Source organism: Cytobacillus firmus (genome assembly GCF_023657595.1).
Lineage (GTDB): Bacteria > Bacillota > Bacilli > Bacillales > Cytobacillaceae > Cytobacillus > Cytobacillus firmus_B.
Map to the genome: position 1 here is coordinate 2,585,096 of NZ_CP098323.1, position 22,418 is coordinate 2,607,513.

The following is a 22,418-nucleotide window of genomic DNA, read 5'->3' on the forward strand; positions in this document are numbered from 1 at the left end:
GCAGCTTATTTCTTCACCTGCCCATTCCCTTTCACAATATATTTCGTCGATGTCAGTGCCGGCAGCCCCATCGGACCACGGGCATGGAGCTTTTGGGTGCTGATGCCGATTTCAGCTCCGAACCCAAACTCGAAGCCATCTGTGAAACGGATGGATGCATTATGGTAAACTGCCGCTGCATCGACTTCATTCAGGAATTTTTGCACATTTTCCGGGTTTGATGAAATAATCGCTTCAGAATGTTTTGTCCCAAAGCGGTTGATATGAGTAATGGCCTCGTCCAAGCTTTCCGTCACTTTCATTGCGACTTCCAACCCTAAATATTCAGCGGCCCAATCCTCTTCCACGGCCGGGATAATTCCTTCCCCGCTGACACCTTCCCCCCCATGAATCACAACCCCTTTTTCCATTAGTGCATTCACAAGATCGGTCAGCCCCTCCCACTCTCTGTGAACAAGGATTGTTTCGCAGGCATTGCAAACGGACGGACGCTGCGTTTTGGCATTAACCGCTATGCTAACCGCCATTTCCTTAGCAGCACTTTCATCAATATAGATATGGCAATTGCCGGCACCAGTTTCAAGCACCGGGACTGTGGACTGTTCAACAACTGTCTGAATCAGCTTTGCTCCTCCCCGCGGGATCAGGACATCCAGGTAATCGTTCAGCCTGAACATAGCTGATGCAGTTTCCCGGCTTGTATCTTCAATAAGCTGAACCGCTTCACGCGGCAGGTCACTCTTATCCAAAGCATGATGAATCACTTGCACAATCGCTTTATTGGAATGAATAGCAGTAGAACTTCCTCGCAGCATAACAGCATTGCCTGTCTTCAAGCATAAGCTGGATGCATCGACCGTTACATTGGGACGCGCTTCATAGATCATGCCGACAACTCCAAGCGGGACCCGGACCTGTGTTATCTCAAGCCCGTTCGGGCGTTCCCAATCGGAAATAATCTCCCCAACTGGATCTTCCAGCCGGGCAAGCTGGAGAAGTGCGTCTGCCATATCCTCAATGCGGGCTTCATTTAACCGCAGACGGTCCAATAAAGCATCGCTCATTCCATTTTTCCTTCCTTCGTCCAGGTCCTTATTATTTTCTGTTAAAATAAAATTCTTTTCCTGCATCAGCTGTCCTGAGATCAGTTCGAGCGCACGATTTTTTTGCTGTGTTGTCTTTTTCGCCAGCTCTGCCGCTGCCTTTTTCGCTTTTTGGCCTTTATGAATTAACTCCATGAACTTTTCTCCTTTCTTTTCTGGGTTACCCAGTGATCCCGGTGAATGACAACCCGGCTGTCACTCCCGGCCAGCTGCATGGCTTCCGCACTGGATAGCCCTTTAATGGCCCGAAGCTCATCGGATGAGAAGTTAACCTGCCCCTTGCCGATCAAATCCCCTTTTGGGCCAATCACTTCCACTACATCCTGAATATGAAAATGGCCTGTTATGCTGGTCACACCTGCAGGCAGAAGGCTTTTTCCCTGAGTTACTATGGCCTGTGCAGCACCGTGATCCACTTCAATTTTCCCATTCGGAACAGAATGCAGCGCAAGCCACTGCTTGGAGGTTTTGACACTCGGCTGTGACCCCGTACCGATATAAGTCCCATCCCCTTTGCCTTCAAGGATCTCAATCAGCTTTTCCTCACCATGCCCCACACCTATGAAAACCTGCACACCCAGTGCAAGAGCTGTCCTTGCCGCCGCAAGCTTTGTCACCATTCCGCCGGTTCCCACCTTTGAGCCTGACCCTGCAGCAGCATTCATCAATTCCTCGGTTATTTCTGAAATAAAATTGAACTTTTTTGCTTCTGAATTTGTGCGGGGATTGGAATCATAAATTCCATTCACATCTGTCAGGATGATCAGGCGGTGTGCCTGTACCAGCCCGCAGACAAGTGCTGACAGCATATCGTTATCACCAAAGGCCAGCTCCTCAATTGATACAGAATCATTTTCGTTAATGATCGGAAGTACATTCCGCTTCAATAGTTCAGACAATGTGGCATGTGCATTTTGATATTGCTCCTTGTGAAGGAAGTTTTGCCTAGTCAGCAGCAACTGCGCTGCAACGATGCCATGCTTTTTGAATGCTTCCGTATATCCCTGCATTAATAACCCCTGGCCCACTGCGGCGGCTGCCTGTTTTCCGGCTATGGTCACCGGGCGTGAAGGATAGCCAAGATCCGCAAACCCTGCAGCAACGGCTCCGGATGAAATTAAAATAACTTCATGCCCCTTCTCCTTCAGCCGCGAAAGGGCAGCTGCATGCCCCTCCAGCTTTTCCATGCACAATCCGCCATTGTTATTAGTCAGCGAACTGCTTCCAATTTTCACAACAATCCGTTCCTTCTTCACTCAGACACCACCCTTAAGTTAAAAAACGTTCGCCCGCTTCATGAAGCGGAATAAAGTGAAACTTCAATCAGTGGGGGTTTTCCTATCCCCCACTGATTGTTAGTTGAACCAATCGGGCCTTTACGGGCAGTTTGACCCCTACTTATCCTCCTTTGATTCCTCTGAGTCTTGAAGTGGGGGTCTTACTGCCCGTTAGACTGCGATAAAAAAAGCCCTCCCATCCCTAAAAAAAGGACGGAAGAGCTTTGTCTTTCGCGGTACCACCTTCATTGGCACTCCACACTGCAAGTGCCCGCTTTAAAAATCCTATAACGCCGGAAATTCGGCCAGGTTTGCCTGGCAGCTCAAGGGCTAGGTTCAATAGCTTTGCAGGCTGCAGGACCTTTCAGCCGGTGAATCCCGCTCTCTTCTTGCCTGAGTTCTATTTACTGATTCCCTGTCAATGCTGTTGGTATTTTCATAAGATTAGAATTATTATGCATGCTTCAGTATTTTATGTCAATGATTAATTTGCTGATTTAAAGGGGTAAAATTCTTATTTTGCCGTTAAGGTGCAATCCCATGATAATGCACGCCCATTCGGGAATGCTAAGAAAAAAGACTAACGGGAGGATGTACATATGGAGTCAATCGGAAAGCAGTTATCCCTCTTTTCTCTTGGCGGCATCAATGAAATTGGCAAAAACATGTATGTGATTCAATATGATGACGATATTATCGTGATAGACGCCGGGGGGAAATTTCCTGATGAGACATTACTGGGGATTGATCTGATCATCCCGGATATCACTTACCTTGAGGAAAACAGGGAAAAAATACGAGGCCTGATTGTCACTCATGGACACGAGGATCATATCGGCGGAGTTGCCTATCTTCTGAAAAAAATTAATATGCCTGTGTATGCCACGCGATTTACACTGGGCCTCATTGAATTAAAGCTAACGGAGCATCGCCTGCTTGGTGACTCCGAGCTGATCACCATTGATTCTGATACTAAACTTGATTTTGGTGAGATAGCCGTCAGCTTCTTCAAAGTGAATCACAGCATACCGGACTGTTTGGGAATTGTGTTTAAAACACCAGAAGGAAATGTCGTCCATACCGGTGATTTTAAATTTGATTTGACACCTGTAAATCAGGAGCATGCTGATATCCACAGGATGGCTGAGATCGGGCGGGAAGGAGTCCTCGCACTTCTCTCAGAAAGCACAAACGCAGAGCGGTCCGGCTTTTCGCCTACCGAGCATATTGTAGGGGAGAACATTGAGGAAGCATTTATGAAAGCACCCCGCAAAATCATCATCTCCACATTCGCTTCCAATGTTAGCCGTGTCCAGCAGGTGGTCACTGCGGCCATTAAAGCAAACCGGAAGCTTGTCCTGCTTGGCCGAAGCATGGTGAATGTGGTGGATGTAGCCATTGAACGAGGGTATCTGACCGTACCAGAGGGAATGATCATCAACCCAAAAGAGGCCATGAATCTCGCTCCTGAAAAGGTTTGCATACTTTGTACCGGCAGCCAGGGTGAGCCGATGGCTGCCCTCTCACGCCTTTCTTCCGGAAATTATCGTGACGCTGAAATTCATCCTGAAGATACGGTGATTCTGGCTGCCTCCCCAATCCCAGGGAACGAACGGGATGTTTCTAAAATCATTGACAACCTGTTTAAACTGGGAGCAAGAGTGATTTACGGTTCAGGAAGCTCCACAGGAATGCATGTGTCCGGGCACGGCTACCAGGAGGATTTAAAGCTCATGCTCACATTGATGAAGCCGATATATTTTATCCCTATTCACGGTGAATACAGAATGCTTCATCATCATAAATTGCTTGCTGAATCGATCGGTGTTGAAAAGGGGAACACTTTTATCATTAAAAATGGGGATGTCGTTGATATTGAAAACGGGGAAGCACGTCAGACAAGGCGGGTCCCTGCAGGTGATACTTATGTGGATGGAGTGGGTGTCGGTGATATTGGCAGCATTGTGCTCCGCGACAGGAAGCAGCTTTCCGAAGATGGCATGCTTGTGATCGTGCTGACCATGAGCAAGAGTGAACGAAAAATGATATCAAGGCCGGATACAATCTCCCGGGGCTTTATTTATGCACGGGAATCCGAAGACCTGCTGAGAGACATAAACCGGATTGCCGAAAAGACCGTCAACGAGCTTCCTGAACAGGATAAAAGCCAGTGGAATGTCATCAAGCAGAGCATCAAAAAATCACTTGGACAGTTTTTATTTGAAAAAACAAAGCGTAAACCAATGATCCTGCCGATCATTATTGAAATCTAAACGAAAAGAGGCAAGCCTTAAAAGGCTTGCCTTTATCACAGGATAACGCACAATCAGTCAGGAAACTTTCCTCCTGATTGGAGTTTCCCATTATCTAAAGGGCTGCTTATCCGCGGCGTCCGCCTCGGCCGCCCCGCTTTCCTTCAGTATTGCGCTTCAATGAAGAAATATTTTCTTCACTCGATTTTAAGAATTTTGCCATTTTGTCTTCAAAGCTTTCCTTCGGCTTAAAGTTTCCTTTTGAACGGAAATCTCTTGAACCACCGCCGCGGCGATCATCTCTTCCCTGGCGCGGTGGGCGCTGTGAATAAGAAGATTGGCCTTCTGGTCTGTCCACTGCTTTTTTGATGGACAAGGCAATTTTGCCTTCCTTCTCACTAAGCACTTTAACAGTTACTTCATCGCCAACTTTTAAATGATCATTGACATCTTTAACATAGCTGTCAGCTACCTCACTGATGTGAACTAGACCAGTCGTGCCGCCTGGCAGCTCGACAAAAGCTCCGAAATTTGTAATCCCTGTTACTTTTCCTTGTACCTTGCTTCCAATTTCGATTGACAAAAAAACTTCCCCCTCGGTAGTGTTAACAACGTCTTATTATAACTTTTTTTAAAGATAATTTCAATGCCGGTGATATCCCCCGATATTCTACCCGGAATTAAGGGGGTTAAAACCTGTTTTCGGGCGAAATTTATGTATTTGAACCCATTTTGGGCCGTTAAGTTCATTTTTTATTTGAAATGTCAGCTTACGTTTGTCGAAGTTTAATGTTTAATTTTGTTTTCCATCAAATTAAACACTTTAACACCGAAACTTCTATCCAATAAAAACGTCTACTAAATAATGAGGAGGGATAATTTGAATAGGTTGGTTTCTATATCAATACTGCTTTTATTAACAATAACTTTGACTGGATGTAATTTATTTGATTCTAAAAATGAATTACCAATCGAAATGGCAGCGTTTAATAGTCTTACGAACGAAGAAAAAGATTTAATTCCAGTAAGTCCAAAAGATTCAGTTGTTGAGAAAGTAACTGTTAATAGCGAGAACAAATCTTTGATTGATAAGGACTATGACAAAGGCGAAGTTTATTCAGTCACCTTTAATAATACAGAGACAGATTCTTCGGGGAAACTTACTGTTTTCTTTGATTTAGATAAGAAAACGGTTGTTGGAAAAGGTTTCACCAATAGCTAATAAAATCTTTTCAACTTCAATATGAACGGTAAAACCTTGAAAACGCGGGTTTCCTTTAACTTTAACTAAAAATCAACATTAAAGTTTAACAGAGCCATATTTAAAAAAATTTTTATGTGCGGATACCCCTTTTTTGTGTGCGTGATAAAATTTTTTTATATGCTCATTGTGCTTTTTTATGTGCGGAAGGCTGATATAGCTTGATCATATTACTAATTTACAAACTAAAAAAACTCCTGAATCAGGAGTCTTACACACTATGACCACCCTGCAGAACCTTCCTGCTGAAATGACGCTTCATAATGAGTCCATACAGGGATGCCAAAACCTGCTGAAAGAGCATGCCAATGACTACAGGAACGGCAACTGGAGCGGGGAAATAAGTGACTGCCAGGACAGAGCCAACGCTTATATTCCTCATGCCTCCATTAAAGGTAACAGCCACCGTCGTGCCCTGATCGTATTTCAGTACATTTGCGATGATGAAAGAGATCAGATAGCCCATAAATGCCACACAAAATACAGTGATCCCGATGAGGATCAATTTTAGATTGACCTCCTTCAGAAATGGTGCAACAACTGCTCCATTCAGCATTACCACAATGGCCATGCCAAGCTTTGAAAAAGGAGATAGACGGCTGCTTAAGGCTGCAGCGCTTTTTCCTGCAAATTGATTGAAAAGCATGCCAAGAAAAGAAGGCAGAACAATCATGCCAAATAACCCGGTCATCATCGGCACGGCATCGATCTGTACAGATTTCTGGAAAAATACAGACAAGGTCAGCGGAACAATAAAGGGTGACAGAAAGGTATCTACTAGAATAATAGACAAGGTCAGCGGGATATTTCCGCGATATATCGAAACCCATATAAAGCTTGATATGCCAGTCGGAATGGCCATAGCCAATACCAGCCCGGTAATAGTTAAAGAATCAGCCCCGAACGCAAGTGTACCGGTGCTCCATGCAAAGAGAGGCATCAAAATATGAAGCAAAAACAAAATGAGAAAAAGCGGCTTTGGATGATGCATAATTTCCTTTAAACTGCTAAAGCTCGAGTTCAGACTGCCTGAAAACGTCATAAATGCAAAAACCCAAGGAATGATAAAGGCAAAATCCTTTATAAATTCTGCGAGCATAACACCAAGAACAACGCTTATTGGAGTAATCAATGGCATCATTTTCTCCAGCTGTTTATTGATTTGAATCAGCACACTGAGTACTCTCCTTTTCCGAATAATTGTATACCTGACTAAATATCTTATCATAATCCGGCTGGTTTTAGTTCAAAAATGAAAAAGAGCCAAAATCGGCTCTTTTGATTATTTCCGTTTTTCCGGCATATATTTCAGCCATTTTCCCAGTCTCCAGCTGTTCACCCCATACACTAAAAGCGCAATGGCTGCGATGCCTGCGGATAACTGCATGATCAGCATTTCATCAGCATAAATTCCAAATCCCGACCCGGTTAAACCTAACATGAATAACTGAAAAAGCAGCTTTTTCCGATTTTCATAGATCATAAATTGGAACTCTCTTCTTTGACCGGCCTCTTTCATTTTTTCCAATTTACGAGGTGTTTCCAGGAACTCCGCTGCTGAATGAAAAATTTTAAAGAACGGCTGGGATTGGATAATGTTCCAAATAAATGACCATTTATTTCCCTGTGACCTTAACCATTCTGTAAAAACTGGTTTCCCTAGCTCAAGAAGATCTTCATCTGGTGCCAGATGGCGAACAATCCCTTCGATTGTCATAAAGGATCTGCCCAGAAAAACAAAGCGTGTTGGCACCTGAATCGGAAGAGCTGCAATCAAATCATTTAGTTCAAGCTTAAGAGCCACTAAGTCCATATCCTTTACCTGAGAAAGGTCAAATGCCATCCATTCTGACAGTAGCTTCTCCAAGGTTCCCGCATTAGCTTCCGGCAGAAGAAATCCCAGCTGTGACAGACATTCGACTGCTTTACTGTGGTTTTTAGCGAGAATGGATTCAATTAAATTTCTAAAAGAGACTGCATCTTTTTTTGAAATTTCACCGGCCATGCCAAAATCGAGAAGAATGATCTTCCCTTCCCTCGTAAACTGCACATTTCCCGGATGAGGATCGGCATGAAACATCCCAGGTTCCAGCCATTGCGGCATGAAGAGCTTCATCAATTGGCGGGCCAATTCCTGACGGGACATCTCTAGTTTTTCAACCGCTTCTGAATCATTGAGCCTTTTTCCCTCCACCCATTCCATCACAAGCACTTTCGAGGTGCAAAGCTCCTGATGCACATCAGGAATTTTCACCATCTCACTGTCTTTAAAGCGCTCCTTAAAATAAAGAAGGGTATCCTTTTCCTTTATAAAGTCAAGCTCCCGCTCAATAACCTGCTTAAGCTCCTGAAAAAGGACTTTTAAATTAATGAATCCCTTAGGAATAGGGACAAACCGATTTGTGAACCATACAAGAATACTCAGGGTCCGGAAGTCGGTATGTACGATAGATTGAATATTTGGACGCTGCACTTTAATGGCGACAATTGAGCCGTCCTGCAGAGCGCCTTTATATACCTCTCCAATCGAAGCAGATGCTATGGCTTCTTTTTCAATCGCCACCACCTTTTTAGAGAGCTCGCTTCCCCACTCTTCGTTTAAAATTCTTTGGATTTCACCCCATTCGGACGGAGGCACCTTATCGGTCAGGTCTTGAAGTTCCTGGATGAAAGCTTTTGGAAGCAAATCAGAACGAATGCTGATGAACTGACCAATCTTTATCAGCAGCCCTTCTAATTCAAAAAGTGTTGTCCGGAATCTTTTCCCGATGCCAGACCATAATTTTTCCCACTGAGCTTCTGATTTGCGGGTCCATTTATACCAGTAAATCTGTAATATAATGAGAAGTGCCAAAGAAAACACTTTATACATGCGGAGCCATTTACTTCTCGCCTTCATTTCCATCATCTTCTTCCCTATGTAAGATGTACTGTATTATTCTGTAATACAGGCTAAATACCCTTTTCTTTTATACGACAGCATGTTTAAAAAGTTTCTTAAAGTAAAAAAACAGCCCGTCCTTACACAAAGGACAAGCTGTTTGCCTGATTCTCCTGGATATACTGATGAGTTATGTTAACAATCTCTTCTTTATCATGGTCCATCGATGCCACATGATAGGAGTTATAGAGCGATATAGCTTTCTTTTTCTCGGAGCCAATCTTTTGAAAAATAAAATCTGTACACTCTGCAGGCACAACATGATCTTCTACCGACTTGAAACCTAATACAGGTGTTTTAATGGAAGGCAATAGGTCTGGTGTTCTTTCCATGACCTTCTGCAATTCAAAGATGGAGGGGACCGGAACTTTCCCGTACGTAATTTCCTCTACATCCTCTTTTTTAATATCCGGTGCACCTTCATCAATGTACCTGGGGTTTGATTTCCCGATTAAATTTTCATAACATGGAACCCGGAGAGCGGCATTTATTAACACTATACCTGCAATTTCCGGATATTTATTAGCAAGCCAAAGTGTCAAGGCACCACCCATCGATTGACCTGCAGCATAGACAAATGTGCATCTGTCTTTTAGAAGTTGATAACCCTTTTCTGCATCAGCAAACCAATCCTCATGAGCGGTATTTTCAATATCTTTATAATGTGTGCCGTGGCCTTTAAGCCTTGGTGCAAAGACAGTATAGCCAAGCCTGGCAAATGATTCCCCCAAAAACCGGACACTCTGGGGAGTTCCAAGAAAACCATGAGTGATCAGGATCCCAATCTCATTGCCTTCATAGTAAAATGATTCTGCACCGTCCAAAACAGGATAACGTTCATTCATAATCTGTTCCTCCCTCAGAATTAATTATTCACATTATATAACCAACTATTCCGACCTGTCAACTTGTATTTAAACAAAAAAAGACCGTCCAAAACATATATGGAGCGGTTAGACTAAAGAAAGTATTAACACACAGATAAGGAGGGCGTAACATGCACCAAAGATAATTGCCCTTACATTAGAGTTTCGCGTATACCCTGTGAAGTCTGCAGGTGATTGAGCACCATCCACCTTCCTGCTGTGAATAATCATGCTAATATTGATCAAGGCCAGAATCGCGATAGTCTGAAAAAATAAAAACATCGGCTCTATTTTCAGAATTTCCCCGGAATCAGAATGGAAGTAAGCATTGAAAAATAGGATGCTGCTGACAAGCAAAGTCCAAATACTCCCCACTGTCCGCTGCTTACTCCATTCATTGCCCATTTTTTCTTTTTCATAGATGGCCACTTGTTTGATATAAGGAAAAATAGATTTGGTGGAATTACGCTTTACCCATCCCAGAATCGATTGAATCAGAGTTACAATGCCGAGGAAAATAAACATTTGTGAATAAGTAATTTCTATTAATATTTGTAAGATGTACGAAGCTGCTAAGAAAAAAAGGATGCTGCCATTTAAGAACAGAAGCTGCCTGACTCTCAGTTTCTTAATTTCATAACTGGTCACGATCCCGCCTCCCTGTGTCTAATGAAATAAATAATGGGGCTCACGGTTCCCAGGAAGACAATCACAAGGAACATCCAAAAACCGCTTCCTCCTCCCATCCCTAACTCATCGGCAAGTATGGCTTCAAAAAATAGAACCTGGCCAGATATAATGATTGAAATGAGGGCCACCGCCATAACCGTAAACCCGTTCAAGAAACCCTGTAAGGCTTTAGGAAGCCAAACAAGAACGAATAGAATCACAGCAATTAAAAGGAAACTGGAAATAACCGGCCTTAATAATGTAAACGTTCCATCTGTTACAAAAGATTCGTAAGTGTACATAAATCCCCCTAATTATTTCTATATTAGTATTATTTTACAATTAAAAAGGTATTGATGCCACCTTAAAAAACGGCTGCACTATTATGTGCAGCCGTTCGGCCATTCTTTAATATCTCTCAAGTAATTCAATAATCACTTTAAATGTGGAGGTTGTATCCATATAGGCGTATTTGCCTTTCCCATTAAAAAAATTGCCAGTTTGTATGACAGGATATCCCATTCCTTGGAGCAATCTGATTTTTTCATCCAGGTTATCGACAACGAACGAAATATGATGGACACCTTCCCCATATTTCTCCAGATGTTCCTGCCAAGTGCTTGGTGAATCACCTGGTTCGATTAATTCAATTTGTATGAAAGGCGTATTGATGAACATATATCTTGATTTACCTTCAGTTGGCTGACCTCTGAACATAACCTGTGTGGTTTCACTTGGGCCTGATTGTATAATGGGCGGCATATCTGCACCAAGAAGCTTACAATAAGCTTCTGCAGCTAATTCCAGATCTTTTACCACGATTGCCAGCTGCTCGACTATATTTGTTCCAAGCAAAGGGCTATGTGCTTCTTGGGCAGTTGCAGTGGTTCTTGCCTCAGAGCTTTCCAGGAGTTCAACCAATATCTTGCAGTCTTTCAAGGTATCTGCATAAACATATCTGCCTTCACTTGCTGTAAACTCCCCGCTTTGCAGTGATGAATATCCGCTTTCCTCAAAAAAAGGCATCCGCTCTTTTATGGATTTCACATCAAAGGCAATATGGTGTATGCCTTCCCCTGCTCTATCCAAAAACTCCCGCATCGTGCCTGGTTCTTCATTTGGTTCAATCAGTTCAAATTGAACAGTGGGCGTATTTAGAAATGCTAATTTGCTTCTTGATGCAGTAGGCATTCCACGGTAAATGACCTTCGATACTTCCTGAGCACCTGTTAAAAACCACCCAGGTTTTGGAACACCCAGTAAACTTGAAAACGCCTCACAGGCCTCTTCAATATCCCGTACAACAAATGCCAGCTGGTTAATGACCTGATTTCCTGCTAATGGCGCTTTAGCGGTTTTGCTTTCTGCCATAAAAACACTCCTCCTAAATAACGCTTCTCCTCAGGATAAACCCCGTACAGCAAGTCCTCCATCACTTGAAATCACTTCTCCTGTAATGGCACGGGATTGATCAGAAGCAAGCAATAGATACGCTCCAACATGGTCTTCACTGGTCATGGCTATGCGAAGAGGATTCCGGGATTTAATGCTCTTCGCTTTCGTATCCTGATCGACTGTTTTCACAAACGGCTTAAGCGGGTGAATGACATTGAGTGCCGTCAATGTGCCGCCGGGGGCGACTGCATTTATCCTTATATCCGGGGCTAATTCAAAGGCAAGCTGGCGCATTAAGCCGATTTGCGCATGCTTGCTTGCTGTATACCAGACTCCGCCCCCGTCCGGGTAAAAGCCGGCTCCCGAAACCGTGAAAATCATATTTCCATTTGTTTTTTTCAATTCATCCGCTGAAGCTTTTGCACCATTAAAATACCCTTTGACATTAATATTGAATAACAGGTCATAGGCATCTGACATGGCCTCTGGTGTTACTTCACTAAATTTGGCAAACCCGTCGAATACGCCGGCGTTGGCAACGAACACATCCAGTTTCCCCGCCGCTTCCACAGCAGCTTCAACGGCGTGAATGTGATCCTCGTATTCAGTGACGTCTCCTTCTATGCACAAAACACGATCCCCGAATTCCTTTTTCAATTGCTCGAGGCCAGCTGCTGACTTATCCAGGACCGTTACAAAGGCTCCTTCTTGTATAAAACTTTCTGTAACAGCCCTGCCGATGCCAGAGGCGCCCCCGGTCAAATAAACTGATTTTCCGCTAAGCAGTGCCATACTGGATGCTCCTCCTTATACAAAAATAGCAAGATTTCTGGTATTGAGTGTTGTCTGATCAACAATGAAAACCCTCTTGGATAATTTCCAGACGCCATCTTCATATATAAATTCATCACGCCGTTCTCCTGAAATCAGGTCATGATGGATGTCTGTACTGCGGCTGCGATAGATTAGAAGATAACTATTTACAGATGCTTTTTCATTCGGCACATAGTCTGTCAGTTTGACATTGCTTACATAGCGGCGGGTGCGGGAAGGCGGAATTTCCGCCCAGGCATAATCTGTTTTTAACCGTTCGACTCTCAGGCTCAGCAACTCTATATCATCATTAAAAGAAAACATATCTGCCGCATAATCCGGCCTTTCAGTGCCTTCTTTATTGACGCGTACAGGCATTTGATAAATCAGGGATGAATGCATAAGGCTGAACCAGCCATCAAAATCAATATGATCAAGCAGCTCAGCTTCTCTGTAGAGCCATTGTTCAAATTCATAGGTTGCGAGCATTTTCTCTAAACTCATTCTGTATTCCCCCATTTCCAGGCATCGTTCCAGTTTACTTAAACGTTCATGAGATCAAGCCAATAGCGATAGAAGTTTCTTTGATTCGCTTCAGAAAACTTATCATCGTAGACAACACCAGGACCGGTGAAATCACTGACCGGTTCACGGTGCATCCCCATCGTATAATTGTAGACAAGTTCTTTCATAACAGGCATTGGACCTGATGCGGCAGCGGTTATGTCAGTAAATACTTCTGTATCATCCTGTTCGAAAATGCCTGAAGGGCTGAACGTTAAAATGAATGAATCCCTTGAACGTTTCTTCCAGTCCTCTTCCGCATTTTTCTCTACGAGGAACCAGGCGATCACTTCCATTTTATCTGGCCCAATTGGCCTCCACATGCGAACGGTTGTATTCGATATCAGCTGCCCTTTCACTTTTGTATGCGAAATGAGGAAGCTAAGATTGGGAAAGATGTTTCCGATCATATTTTTCAAATTGGCCAGCACATCATATTGTTCATCTGTTAAATTGGATTGATATTCTGATTTCAGCTCTTCAGGGAATGCGAAGTCAGGATTAGGTGTGCCCAGATTTAAACCATGCCCGTTCATTGTGTGAATCTGGTATCCCTTTTTGGAATATGTGGCACTGGGCACCATACCCAATTTTGCAATGGATCCATGAGTGACCATCGTGTGGTAGGAATCGCCGACAAAGTTATCTGCTCCTACCTTCCAGTTTGAATGAATGATGAATCTTTGCGGAGGGCCGACGACTTCCATTTCAGCACGTCCGGCTAAAATGTCCAAATACCATTTGAAATCGCCCAAAAAATCTGAAAGAGACTCTGCTTCTTCATTCCAGGTTCCAAAAATAAGGCCTTTATACGATTCAATCCTTATTTTGTGGAGTCCCAGCTTGGACTTATCCAGGTCAGTTCCATAAATATCCTTCTGCAGAGGCACTCCAGTCAGATCACCATTGTTTTTAAAATTGAATCCATGATAAGGACATACAAAAGAGGATTTATTTCCTTTGTCAGCACGGCATAATTTCATCCCCCGGTGTGTGCACATATTGTAAAAGCCGCGGATTTCATTCTCTGAATCTCTTGTAATGATAATCGAGTAGCCTGCTAAATCTCTTAACATATAATCATTTTTATTTGGGATTTCTGATTCATGGCCAATAAAAAGCCAGGTTTTCATAAACACCTTTTTATGCTCAATATCGTAAATCTTAGGATCCGCGAGGATAAAAGCAGGAATGGACCCAGCCTCAGGCTGGACTGTCTCGTTTAAGTAGCCGATTGTTTCTTTTTGGGTCATTTCTTCTAAGTTCTTAGTTGTCGTTTTAATCATATGTAAATTCCCCCTTCGTCTTAAAATAAGGAGCGAGGAAAAGAAGAAAATATTCTCTTCCTCCTGCTATACACCTAGCACATATCTCATCCAACTCGGATTATTTCATCCCTATTCTTCAATGAAGCCAGGATGCTTAGGGCTGCGAGGTAGCTTGTCTTTGGATTATTAGGCATCGGGTCATTTTCGACTTGAAGCGATAGCTTGCCGAATGAACCTGCTGCCTCAATCGTATGGCTATTTTTACTTACTGCCGGATCGGATATGATTTTAACTCCGGTATTGTCTGCACCTAATCCCGCGAGAGACAAGATAATGGAAACATTGATATTCTTTGGGAATAATCTAATGGCTTCAGCAGCAGATCCCTCAAAAAGCACCTTTTCTCCATTAAGAGGGGCACCGGGAAGTGCCTGAGGAGGCTTCCTGGTGATAATGGAGACAGAATCCAGTTCACCAATCGATTTGGCAGCTTTTAGAACATCCAGGCCGCCGATTGCCCCTGATGGCAAGTGAATTTTCGTATTATTTATGATGCAAATTTCTTCAAGGCACGTATAAAATTCCCGGTCTGCCAATGCGCCAACACTGCTGACAACCAGATCTTTGCCTGAAAGCAAAATGGAAGCAGCGTACTCCTCTACAGCTTCAACAGTTGCTGCTTCAATAACCATGTCGGCATCGGATTTTAACAGGGATTCCACGTCAGCAAAGATTTCAGCATTAAACTCACGTGATAGTTCCTTTGCCTGTTCCTGGCAGCGAGTATGAAGGCCGATAATTTTCGAATGAGGTATTAAGCAGTCTTTATTGATGCTTTGAAGCAGGAACCTGCCTATATTCCCGCCTCCTATTAAGGCTAATTTCATATCGGTATCCCCCTAATTGGCAAAACCATAGGAATCTGCAAAAAACTCCAGGCCGCAATGCCGCGTTTCACGTGAAAGTCCGCTTTCCTTTAGGCCCGGGAAGTCCAGATGGAGATCCTGAAAAACGGTATGATTATTATGGAAAACAGCTCCGGCCTCTAACCGGTCTGCAAATTCAATTGCTTTGGATTCATCTTCAGTCCAAACAGAAGCCCTTAGGCCATATTCACTGTCATTTGCAAGGCTGATGACTTCCTCATCCTCTTTAAATGGCAGGATCGGAATGACAGGTCCAAACTGTTCAGCACGGACAATTTCACTTTTCTGATCTACATCGGTGATGATTGCAGGCAGAATGTAATAGCCTTTATCCCAGGACTCTGGATCAAGCTGAATTCCTCCTGTGATGACTGTGGCACCGGATTTTTTGGCGCGTTCGATCAGGCCATTCACATATTCGTACTGAGCCTTATTGTTCAAAGGTCCCATCTCGGCATCAGGTTGAATGCCGTTTCCAACCTTAATATGCTGAAATTCTTTTCTAAGCTTTTCGACCAGCTCCCCATATCGTGATTCATGAACATAGATCCTTTTAATGGCTGAGCACACCTGGCCTGCTGCCCGAAGGACACCGAAACGCAGGCGTTTGATAGCGCTCTCATCCATATTTGCATCCTCGAGGATAATAGCTGCATCATTCCCGCCAAGCTCCATGTAGACATTTTTCACTGTGCCAGAAGCAGCTCGCATGATTTCTTTCCCTGTCTCGGTACTGCCGACAAATGCAATGGTTCGGATTCGCGGATCTGAGCAAAGTTTGCTGCCAATAATCCCCCCTGAACCAGTTACAACATTAATGACTCCTTCAGGGAAATAAGAAGCTACAGTCTGGAGGAATGACATGATCGTTAGCGGACAGCTCGTCGCTGGTTTTACAACGACTGAGTTTCCGGCAAGAACAGCCGGGATTACCCGCTTAAACGTAAGGATCATTGGTGAGTTCCATGGAGAGATCACCGCCGTTACCCCACGTGGACGCTTGCGGATTTGGACCTCCTGGGAACCGGGAATGGATTCAGGCTTCCACCATTCCAGCAGCTCATCGGCAGCTTCCTTCATAATATCGACACAGCGCAGAAGGTCTTTTTTCGCTTCAACCAATACCTTCCCATTTTCGCGGATCAGCAAGGTTACGTTCTCCTCGACACTTGCTTTAATCTCGTCCGCAGCCAGCTTCATCCGGTTTGCCCGGTCCCCAATCTCACTTTCCGACCAGGTTTCAAAAGCCTTTGCAGCAGCAGAAATGGCCAATTCAACTTGTTCTTCTGTACATAAAGCTACTTCTCCAACGACTTCCTGATGATCAGCTGGATTTAAAACATTTGCTGTATTTTCTCCCTGGATCCACTCTCCAGCTATTAAATATTTTCCTGAGACAAATGGGTACGTCGAAATCACCACAAATCACTCCCTTACATCTTTTTAGGTTTGAATGCTTCCGCCGCTCCTGGAGGCCCTCCAAATGGTTTGGCCATTGGCCCGACCGCTTCCATATCCACTACGATCATGGATGGTTTTCTCCTCTCCATTGCCTTCTCCAGTTCTGATGCGAATTCTTCCGGAGAACCGATTTTCGCAGAAGCAAATCCCATGGACTGAGCCAGCAAAACAAAATCTGGGCTAACTAAATCGACCGCCACCTGCCTTCCATAGGCGGCATCCTGAATATTTCGGAGAACACCATATCCCGCATCATCAAACAGGACGACAATTAGCGGAAGGCTTTCCTGTACTGCAGTTGCCATTTCACCCACATTGACCATGAAGCCGCCATCTCCAGCTAGTAAAACAACTTGCTTGTCCTTACATCCCATTTGTGCTCCGATTGCAGTCGGCAAACCTTGTCCAATCCCTCCTCCTGAAGCATGAATGGACGTCCGCGGCTCATATATCTCAAATAATCGGCTGCCCCAGACATTTGCCTGTACCGTAACGTCACGCACCAATACAGTATCCCGCGGGAGCAATTTACGCATAGCATCTGCTATTTTTTCATATGGCCCAAGAGTGGCTCTCAGCTGAAGTCTAAGTTCCTTCCTTACTGAAAGCACTTCTTCCAGATATTCATCAGAAGGTGCCATTGATTCCTTGGTCAACTCTTCATTTAATTTTTTCAAAATTAGCTTAGCATCACCTGCCAGCCCTATGGCGGCAGCATAATTTCGGTTCATTGCCAGAAGGTCGGCATCAATGCTGATATGATTTTCAGGAACTTCGATTTTCCAGTTGGAGGTCTCATTCCCTCTAAATCTGACTCCAATGCTAATAAGGAGATCCGATTTCTTCACTAAATCCTTTGTTAATTCAAATGATGCAAAGTGGCCAATACATTGAGGATGATCCTCCGGAATGCTGCCCTTGCCTGATTGGCTCGTAATAACGGCTGCCCCGATTCTTTCCGCAAGCTCCTGCACTTCTTTTGAAGCCCCGGAGCTAATGACGCCCCCTCCTGCCCAAATGACCGGGCGGCGGGCCTGGCTGACTTTGGTTATCGCCTCTTTTGGAAGATACGATATGGAACTGTTTTCCTGTACTGAAACATTCACTTCTTCCAATGAATAATCCGGTATGATCGCAGATTGGAAATCGATTGGGATTTCTACCGAAACAGGGCCAGAAGGTGCAGCAGCGGCTTCCTTAATCGCTTGCCTGATAACCGCTGCTGCCTGTTCAGGTCTTCTTAGCCGCATTGCTTTTTTGCAAGAACCCTCCATTATAGACAGCTGGTCTTTACACTCGTGAATATAGCCTCTGCCCGTTGCCAGATAGGGTGATGCGACCTCACCTGTCAAATGAAGGACGGGAACACCCGCTGCCCATGACTCAATCAGTGAACCAGCTGCGTTTCCTGCTCCAGTTCCGGTACTCGTGATGACCACTCCCAATTTTCCTGTCGCACGGGCATACCCATCTGCCATATTTGCCGCACCGCTCTCCCCGCGCGAGCAAACCAGATGAATGCTTCCATCACGAAGGATGGCATCATAGATCGGCATATTATGAATGCTTACAATCCCAAATGCCACCTCTACTCCAGCACGGACAAGCTCCTTCACAACTGCATCAGCTGCAGTAAATTCCATTTGCTTACTTGCTTTTACCGGTGCAACTACCAATTGTTCTTGTTGGCTCATCCTAATCATTCCGCCTTTGCTTAATATTAAAGCGCTTTCCCCAGCGCTCCAGCTGTTTCAATGGTTGATCCTGATACATAACTTGCCTGCTTTGAGGCTAAAAAGAGAATAACACTGGCCACTTCTTCTGCTTCTCCAACTCTGCCCAGCGGAATTTCCCGCTTCGCTGCAAGATCTTTGTAATATTCCTCTGGATCCATATCAGGTGCATTTTTCAATCGTCTGCGTTCCCACTGGTCGGTACGGATTAAACCAAGACTTACTGAGTTGACCAGGATATTATCTGATGCAAGCTCTTGGGAAAGCGTTTTACTTAAGTTCAGAAGACCTGCTCTTGTAGCAGCTGTAGCAACCATATGTCTTTCAGGTTCCTTTGCAAGCGTCGCATTAATATTGATGATCCTTCCGCCTCCGCGCTTCACTAAATATGGATGAACAGCACGTACCGCATGGATAATGGCAAAATATTTTAACTGGATCTGTTCCTGCCATTGCTCATCTGAAATATCGAAGAAATGGCCCATAACACTTTGCCCGGCTGCATTAACTAAAATATCAATTCCTTCAAGCCGGGATGCTGCCGAATCGACAAAACGATTTACATCCTCTTTATTTGTTACATCACAAGTAGCTGCAAAGATTGAATCCTGGGATCCGAAATGCAATAAATGGTCAATTGCTTTATCCTTCCTCTCTGCATTTCTGCCGCAAACCGCAACTTTTGCACCTTCCTGAAGGAACATTTCTGCTGTTTTGAGGCCTACTCCTGAAGTCCCGCCCATTATGATTGCTGTCTTTCCTTTTAAACCAAAGTCCATCACCATACCCCTTTCAAATATCTTTAGGTTAATGCATTCACGTTAACCCAGCCTGGATCAGGCTTTCCTCCCATCGCAGCACGTGCTTCAGGTTTTGGCGGTCCGGCTATTCCCCATTGATCCATCAGGTGTGGAACCCTTTTCCATACTCGAGCCACCCATTCTTCCTCATCTTCAATGGTTTCCAGATAACAAGTGTATTCCATGACAAACTTGGCAGGATCCTGAAAGTAACAGAAGATGTTATTTCCCGGTCCGTGGCGTCCAGGCCCCCACAGCTCCTGATAACCTGCTTTTCTGACATTTGAAATCCCCCGCATGACTTCATCCACTGTGTCTACCTCATAGGCAATATGATTGACAGATGCATGCTGGTCCTGGTTGAAGGCAAGTGAGTGATGCTTCCTGTTGCAGCGGAGGAAAGACATCTGGTGTTCGCTCCAATCAGTAACCTTAAATCCTAAAATATTGGTATAAAAGTCTGTAATCATATCCAGGTCTGCCGTATTCATGACAACATGATTCAGCTTCACCGGATCAACATTCTTCTTATTCCAGATTGTCGTGTGCATTTCCACCCATGCTGAAAGTTCAATGCAGCGGTTTTCCGGATCAGCAAAGCGAAGTCCGTATCCTTTGCCTTCTTCATCTAAATAGCCCGGCGGTGTAATAACAGGGATACCTTTTGAAGCCAGAATCTCCGCAGCCCTGTCAACAGCGTTCTTATCAACCATTCCAAATGCAATATGGTGAAGTCCCGCTTTTTCTCCCCGTTTCAAATGTAAAATATGATTCTCTGAACCTGCACCCCTGAAATAGACAGAATCCCCGTCTTCGGATACCTTATCAAGACCCCAAATCTTCTCGTAAAACTCAGCCTGCTCCTCAAGAACTGGAGTAACGAGACTAATATGCCTCAAGTGAGTAATGCCTAACATCCCATGCACCTCCAAATACTATGTTTAAAATTCTGTGATCATTGACTGCCGAAGAAACATTTATTGTTAAAGGAACCGGGATGACCCGGTTTAAATTGTGCGGACCATCCCGGTTATATTTATTAGAATGCCAGATTGACAGAAACGATTATTTTCCGTTGATGATAGCTTCTCTCTCTTTCGCACGCTGAATGCGCAGCTCTTCAAGAGCACTCCCTTTCGGATATGTAGGAAGATTTGGTTTTACTGCCCCAAGCATAACCAGCATTAACGCTTCTTCATCGCCATCATTATGAATGCCGCGGTACACTCCCGGAGGAGAACTGATGCAATCGCGCTCATTCAGACGAATTTCATGAACTTCTTCCTTGCCTACTTCCTGGATAAGAGCCTTTACACTCCCTTTAAGAATAAAGAATACTTCTTCCACATCATCGTGAAGATGAAGAGGTCCAACACAACCAGCTGGAAGGACCATCGTGCTGAGTGTGAAATGTTCTGCGGCAATCACATTTGAATCATTATTCGCTGTAGCTCCGCGGCCAATATATCTCATTTGCGCCCTTTTATACTTTGGATCAATTTCTTCTTGAAATTTAAGAACATTCCAGTCCAGTGATCGGTCTTCCAGCCTTGCTACATATTTTTTTTCGAAAGCCTGCACATCAAATTTTTCTGCTGACATTAATTATCACTCCTAAACCCTTATAATGTTTTATATACAAAACAATGTTTTACTTACAGGTTAATAATAAATCCCAATATTTAATATGTCAATTAAAAATATTGAGAAAAATTAAATTATTAAAACCTCGTTTTAAATATAAAACCTTATACAATGACCTTTCTATTTGGAGGAATTTGCTCAATCCGAAGTTCCGCTGCCTCTTTTTTGATTGTGAATATATAAGCGATGAAGCCTAAGCTCGCTGCAATAATAAGCATAACGATAGATGGGCCAAAATCTCCGCCTGCAAGGTCTCTCATCCATCCCATGATATAACTTGAAAAACCTCCTAGAATATTTGTAAATCCCATAAGACCGGCAGCACGCCCGGCTGTTTCCGGGGTAGAAAATTTTACGATAAACAAATTGCTTAAATGGAAGACACCGCCTTGAGTTCCCATTGCAAGTCCCATACAAATACCCGCCAGAACCGGATGCGGTGCAAAAATAGCTGCTGTTAAGAATACTGCCGTTAAACTGAACAGAATCGTGGCCAGTAAGCTTGGACGTCTTGTTTTGTCTGCCAAAAAACCGCAGGATAACACAAATCCAAGAGCAAACAGCCAGGATAATGAGGTAATCCCTGTCATTGCTTCTCTTGAGAAACCTTTGGCCTCAACGAGATAAGTAGGCAGCCAAATGCTGATTCCGAAAAACAAAAACGAAGACATTAACATGCCAAACCAAACGATCCAATAGCGGTAGTCCTGTGCAAAGCTTTTCTTTGGTTTTTCAGTGCCATCAGTCTTGCGGATATACGCAAGCTCTTCCTTATCAATTGCATAATGTTCTTCTGGAGTATCCCGGGTAAGGAACCAAAACATTGGAATAACAATAAATAGATTAAAAGCAGCCAGGAAGAAAAACGCAGCTTCCCAATGGAAAGTCGCAAGCACTAAAGTCAATATAACAGCTCCACAGGCAGGACCGAAATAATTGCCCGCGAGCCAGGTAGATTGTGCCCGGCCAAGTTCCCGCTGGTTAAACCAATTCGATATGAATTTTCCGCAAACCGGAATCATCATCCCTTCACCGAATCCAAGTATTACCCTGCTGATTAAAAACATTTCATAGGAAGTTGCCAAACCGCCAGCAATCATAGTCGCAGTCCAAATTACCAGTCCGAATATAGCCGTTTTCCGCGGACCTGCCTTATCAATAACAAAGCCCCAGAAAATATTTGAAACGGCGTAAGAAATTGTAAAGATAAAAGTTATTAAGCCAATTTTGGCATTTTTGTCTGCCCCTGTTAGCCCCAGATCACTAAGGAAGCCAGGATCCGTTTGAATAACCGAAATTCCCAGTTTATCAATTTGTCCAAAAAACCAGAAAAAGAATATTGGCACTGCAATATAGAGCCATCTTTTGTTCCCTTTCAGCATTTGTGATCCCCTTTCAAGAAACATATTCATTTTGCAACCGCTTTCAAATACATTCGATTCTCA

General features: G+C 43.9%; 21 protein-coding genes. 2 read left to right on the forward strand and 19 right to left on the reverse strand.

The genetic code is table 11. From position 1 onward, the window contains the following. Positions 1-5 precede the first annotated feature (5 nt). Together NAF01_RS13110 and proB are read right to left on the reverse strand one after the other, a co-directional pair. Positions 6-1,238: a glutamate-5-semialdehyde dehydrogenase gene (locus NAF01_RS13110; RefSeq protein WP_250800398.1), complete on the reverse strand. Its 1,233-nt coding sequence runs from the start codon at positions 1,236-1,238 to the stop codon at positions 6-8. Continuing rightward, positions 1,229-2,359: a glutamate 5-kinase gene (gene proB / locus NAF01_RS13115; RefSeq protein WP_222500607.1), complete on the reverse strand. Its 1,131-nt coding sequence runs from the start codon at positions 2,357-2,359 to the stop codon at positions 1,229-1,231. The genes NAF01_RS13110 and proB overlap by 10 nt, the downstream gene beginning before the upstream one ends. 620 nt (positions 2,360-2,979) lie before the next feature. On the opposite strand from proB, the gene NAF01_RS13120 reads away from it, so the two are divergent. Continuing rightward, the gene (locus tag NAF01_RS13120; RefSeq protein WP_250800399.1) at positions 2,980-4,653 is read left to right on the forward strand and encodes a ribonuclease J; all 1,674 of its coding nucleotides are present in this window, start codon (positions 2,980-2,982) and stop codon (positions 4,651-4,653) included. 106 nt (positions 4,654-4,759) lie between these two features. Here the strand turns inward: NAF01_RS13120 and NAF01_RS13125 are convergent, their stop codons facing one another. Next, the gene (locus NAF01_RS13125; protein ID WP_035329831.1) at positions 4,760-5,215 is read right to left on the reverse strand and encodes a S1 domain-containing RNA-binding protein; all 456 of its coding nucleotides are present in this window, start codon (positions 5,213-5,215) and stop codon (positions 4,760-4,762) included. Positions 5,216-5,512: 297 nt separating this feature from the next. On the opposite strand from NAF01_RS13125, the gene NAF01_RS13130 reads away from it, so the two are divergent. Next, entirely contained in the window at positions 5,513-5,854 is a 342-nt protein-coding gene (locus tag NAF01_RS13130) for a hypothetical protein (RefSeq protein WP_222500610.1), read from the forward strand. Between the two features lie 250 nt (positions 5,855-6,104). Here the strand turns inward: NAF01_RS13130 and NAF01_RS13135 are convergent, their stop codons facing one another. The 16 genes from NAF01_RS13135 to NAF01_RS13210 all read right to left on the reverse strand — a co-directional run bounded on the left by NAF01_RS13135 (position 6,105) and on the right by NAF01_RS13210 (position 22,355). Next, on the reverse strand, positions 6,105-7,067 hold the full coding sequence (locus NAF01_RS13135) for a bile acid:sodium symporter family protein (RefSeq protein ID WP_222500611.1): 963 nt from the start codon (positions 7,065-7,067) through the stop codon (positions 6,105-6,107). A 108-nt stretch (positions 7,068-7,175) separates the two neighbouring features. Then, entirely contained in the window at positions 7,176-8,792 is a 1,617-nt protein-coding gene (locus NAF01_RS13140; RefSeq protein ID WP_250800401.1) for an ABC1 kinase family protein, read from the reverse strand. A gap of 122 nt (positions 8,793-8,914) precedes the next feature. Next, positions 8,915-9,679: an alpha/beta hydrolase gene (locus NAF01_RS13145; RefSeq protein ID WP_250800402.1), complete on the reverse strand. Its 765-nt coding sequence runs from the start codon at positions 9,677-9,679 to the stop codon at positions 8,915-8,917. 108 nt (positions 9,680-9,787) lie between these two features. Next, positions 9,788-10,348 (reverse strand): hypothetical protein, encoded by a 561-nt coding sequence (locus NAF01_RS13150; RefSeq protein WP_197249785.1) that lies wholly within the window; start codon positions 10,346-10,348, stop codon positions 9,788-9,790. Beyond that, positions 10,345-10,671, reverse strand: a complete 327-nt coding sequence (locus tag NAF01_RS13155; protein WP_197249784.1) for a hypothetical protein — start codon at positions 10,669-10,671, stop codon at positions 10,345-10,347. Before NAF01_RS13155 ends, NAF01_RS13150 begins: the two co-directional genes overlap by 4 nt. A gap of 106 nt (positions 10,672-10,777) precedes the next feature. Then, on the reverse strand, positions 10,778-11,740 hold the full coding sequence (locus NAF01_RS13160; RefSeq protein ID WP_250800403.1) for a VOC family protein: 963 nt from the start codon (positions 11,738-11,740) through the stop codon (positions 10,778-10,780). Between the two features lie 30 nt (positions 11,741-11,770). After that, positions 11,771-12,556, reverse strand: coding sequence for an SDR family NAD(P)-dependent oxidoreductase (locus NAF01_RS13165; protein WP_250800404.1), 786 nt, complete (start codon positions 12,554-12,556; stop codon positions 11,771-11,773). A gap of 15 nt (positions 12,557-12,571) precedes the next feature. After that, on the reverse strand, positions 12,572-13,081 hold the full coding sequence (locus NAF01_RS13170) for an aromatic-ring-hydroxylating dioxygenase subunit beta (protein ID WP_048009279.1): 510 nt from the start codon (positions 13,079-13,081) through the stop codon (positions 12,572-12,574). Between the two features lie 38 nt (positions 13,082-13,119). Further along, positions 13,120-14,427, reverse strand: coding sequence for an aromatic ring-hydroxylating dioxygenase subunit alpha (locus tag NAF01_RS13175; protein ID WP_197249782.1), 1,308 nt, complete (start codon positions 14,425-14,427; stop codon positions 13,120-13,122). A gap of 86 nt (positions 14,428-14,513) precedes the next feature. Then, positions 14,514-15,296 (reverse strand): aspartate dehydrogenase, encoded by a 783-nt coding sequence (gene nadX / locus NAF01_RS13180; protein WP_248347568.1) that lies wholly within the window; start codon positions 15,294-15,296, stop codon positions 14,514-14,516. Between the two features lie 12 nt (positions 15,297-15,308). Then, positions 15,309-16,754, reverse strand: a complete 1,446-nt coding sequence (locus NAF01_RS13185; RefSeq protein WP_250800405.1) for an aldehyde dehydrogenase family protein — start codon at positions 16,752-16,754, stop codon at positions 15,309-15,311. Positions 16,755-16,768: 14 nt separating this feature from the next. Further along, positions 16,769-18,490, reverse strand: coding sequence for a thiamine pyrophosphate-binding protein (locus NAF01_RS13190; RefSeq protein ID WP_250800406.1), 1,722 nt, complete (start codon positions 18,488-18,490; stop codon positions 16,769-16,771). A 26-nt stretch (positions 18,491-18,516) separates the two neighbouring features. Continuing rightward, positions 18,517-19,308, reverse strand: coding sequence for an SDR family oxidoreductase (locus tag NAF01_RS13195; RefSeq protein ID WP_197249778.1), 792 nt, complete (start codon positions 19,306-19,308; stop codon positions 18,517-18,519). A 23-nt stretch (positions 19,309-19,331) separates the two neighbouring features. Beyond that, entirely contained in the window at positions 19,332-20,246 is a 915-nt protein-coding gene (locus NAF01_RS13200; RefSeq protein ID WP_197249777.1) for a VOC family protein, read from the reverse strand. 148 nt (positions 20,247-20,394) lie between these two features. Further along, entirely contained in the window at positions 20,395-20,931 is a 537-nt protein-coding gene (locus NAF01_RS13205; protein ID WP_035329812.1) for a cupin domain-containing protein, read from the reverse strand. Between the two features lie 146 nt (positions 20,932-21,077). Continuing rightward, the gene (locus NAF01_RS13210) at positions 21,078-22,355 is read right to left on the reverse strand and encodes an MFS transporter (protein ID WP_197215660.1); all 1,278 of its coding nucleotides are present in this window, start codon (positions 22,353-22,355) and stop codon (positions 21,078-21,080) included. Between the last annotated feature and the right edge of the window lie 63 nt (positions 22,356-22,418).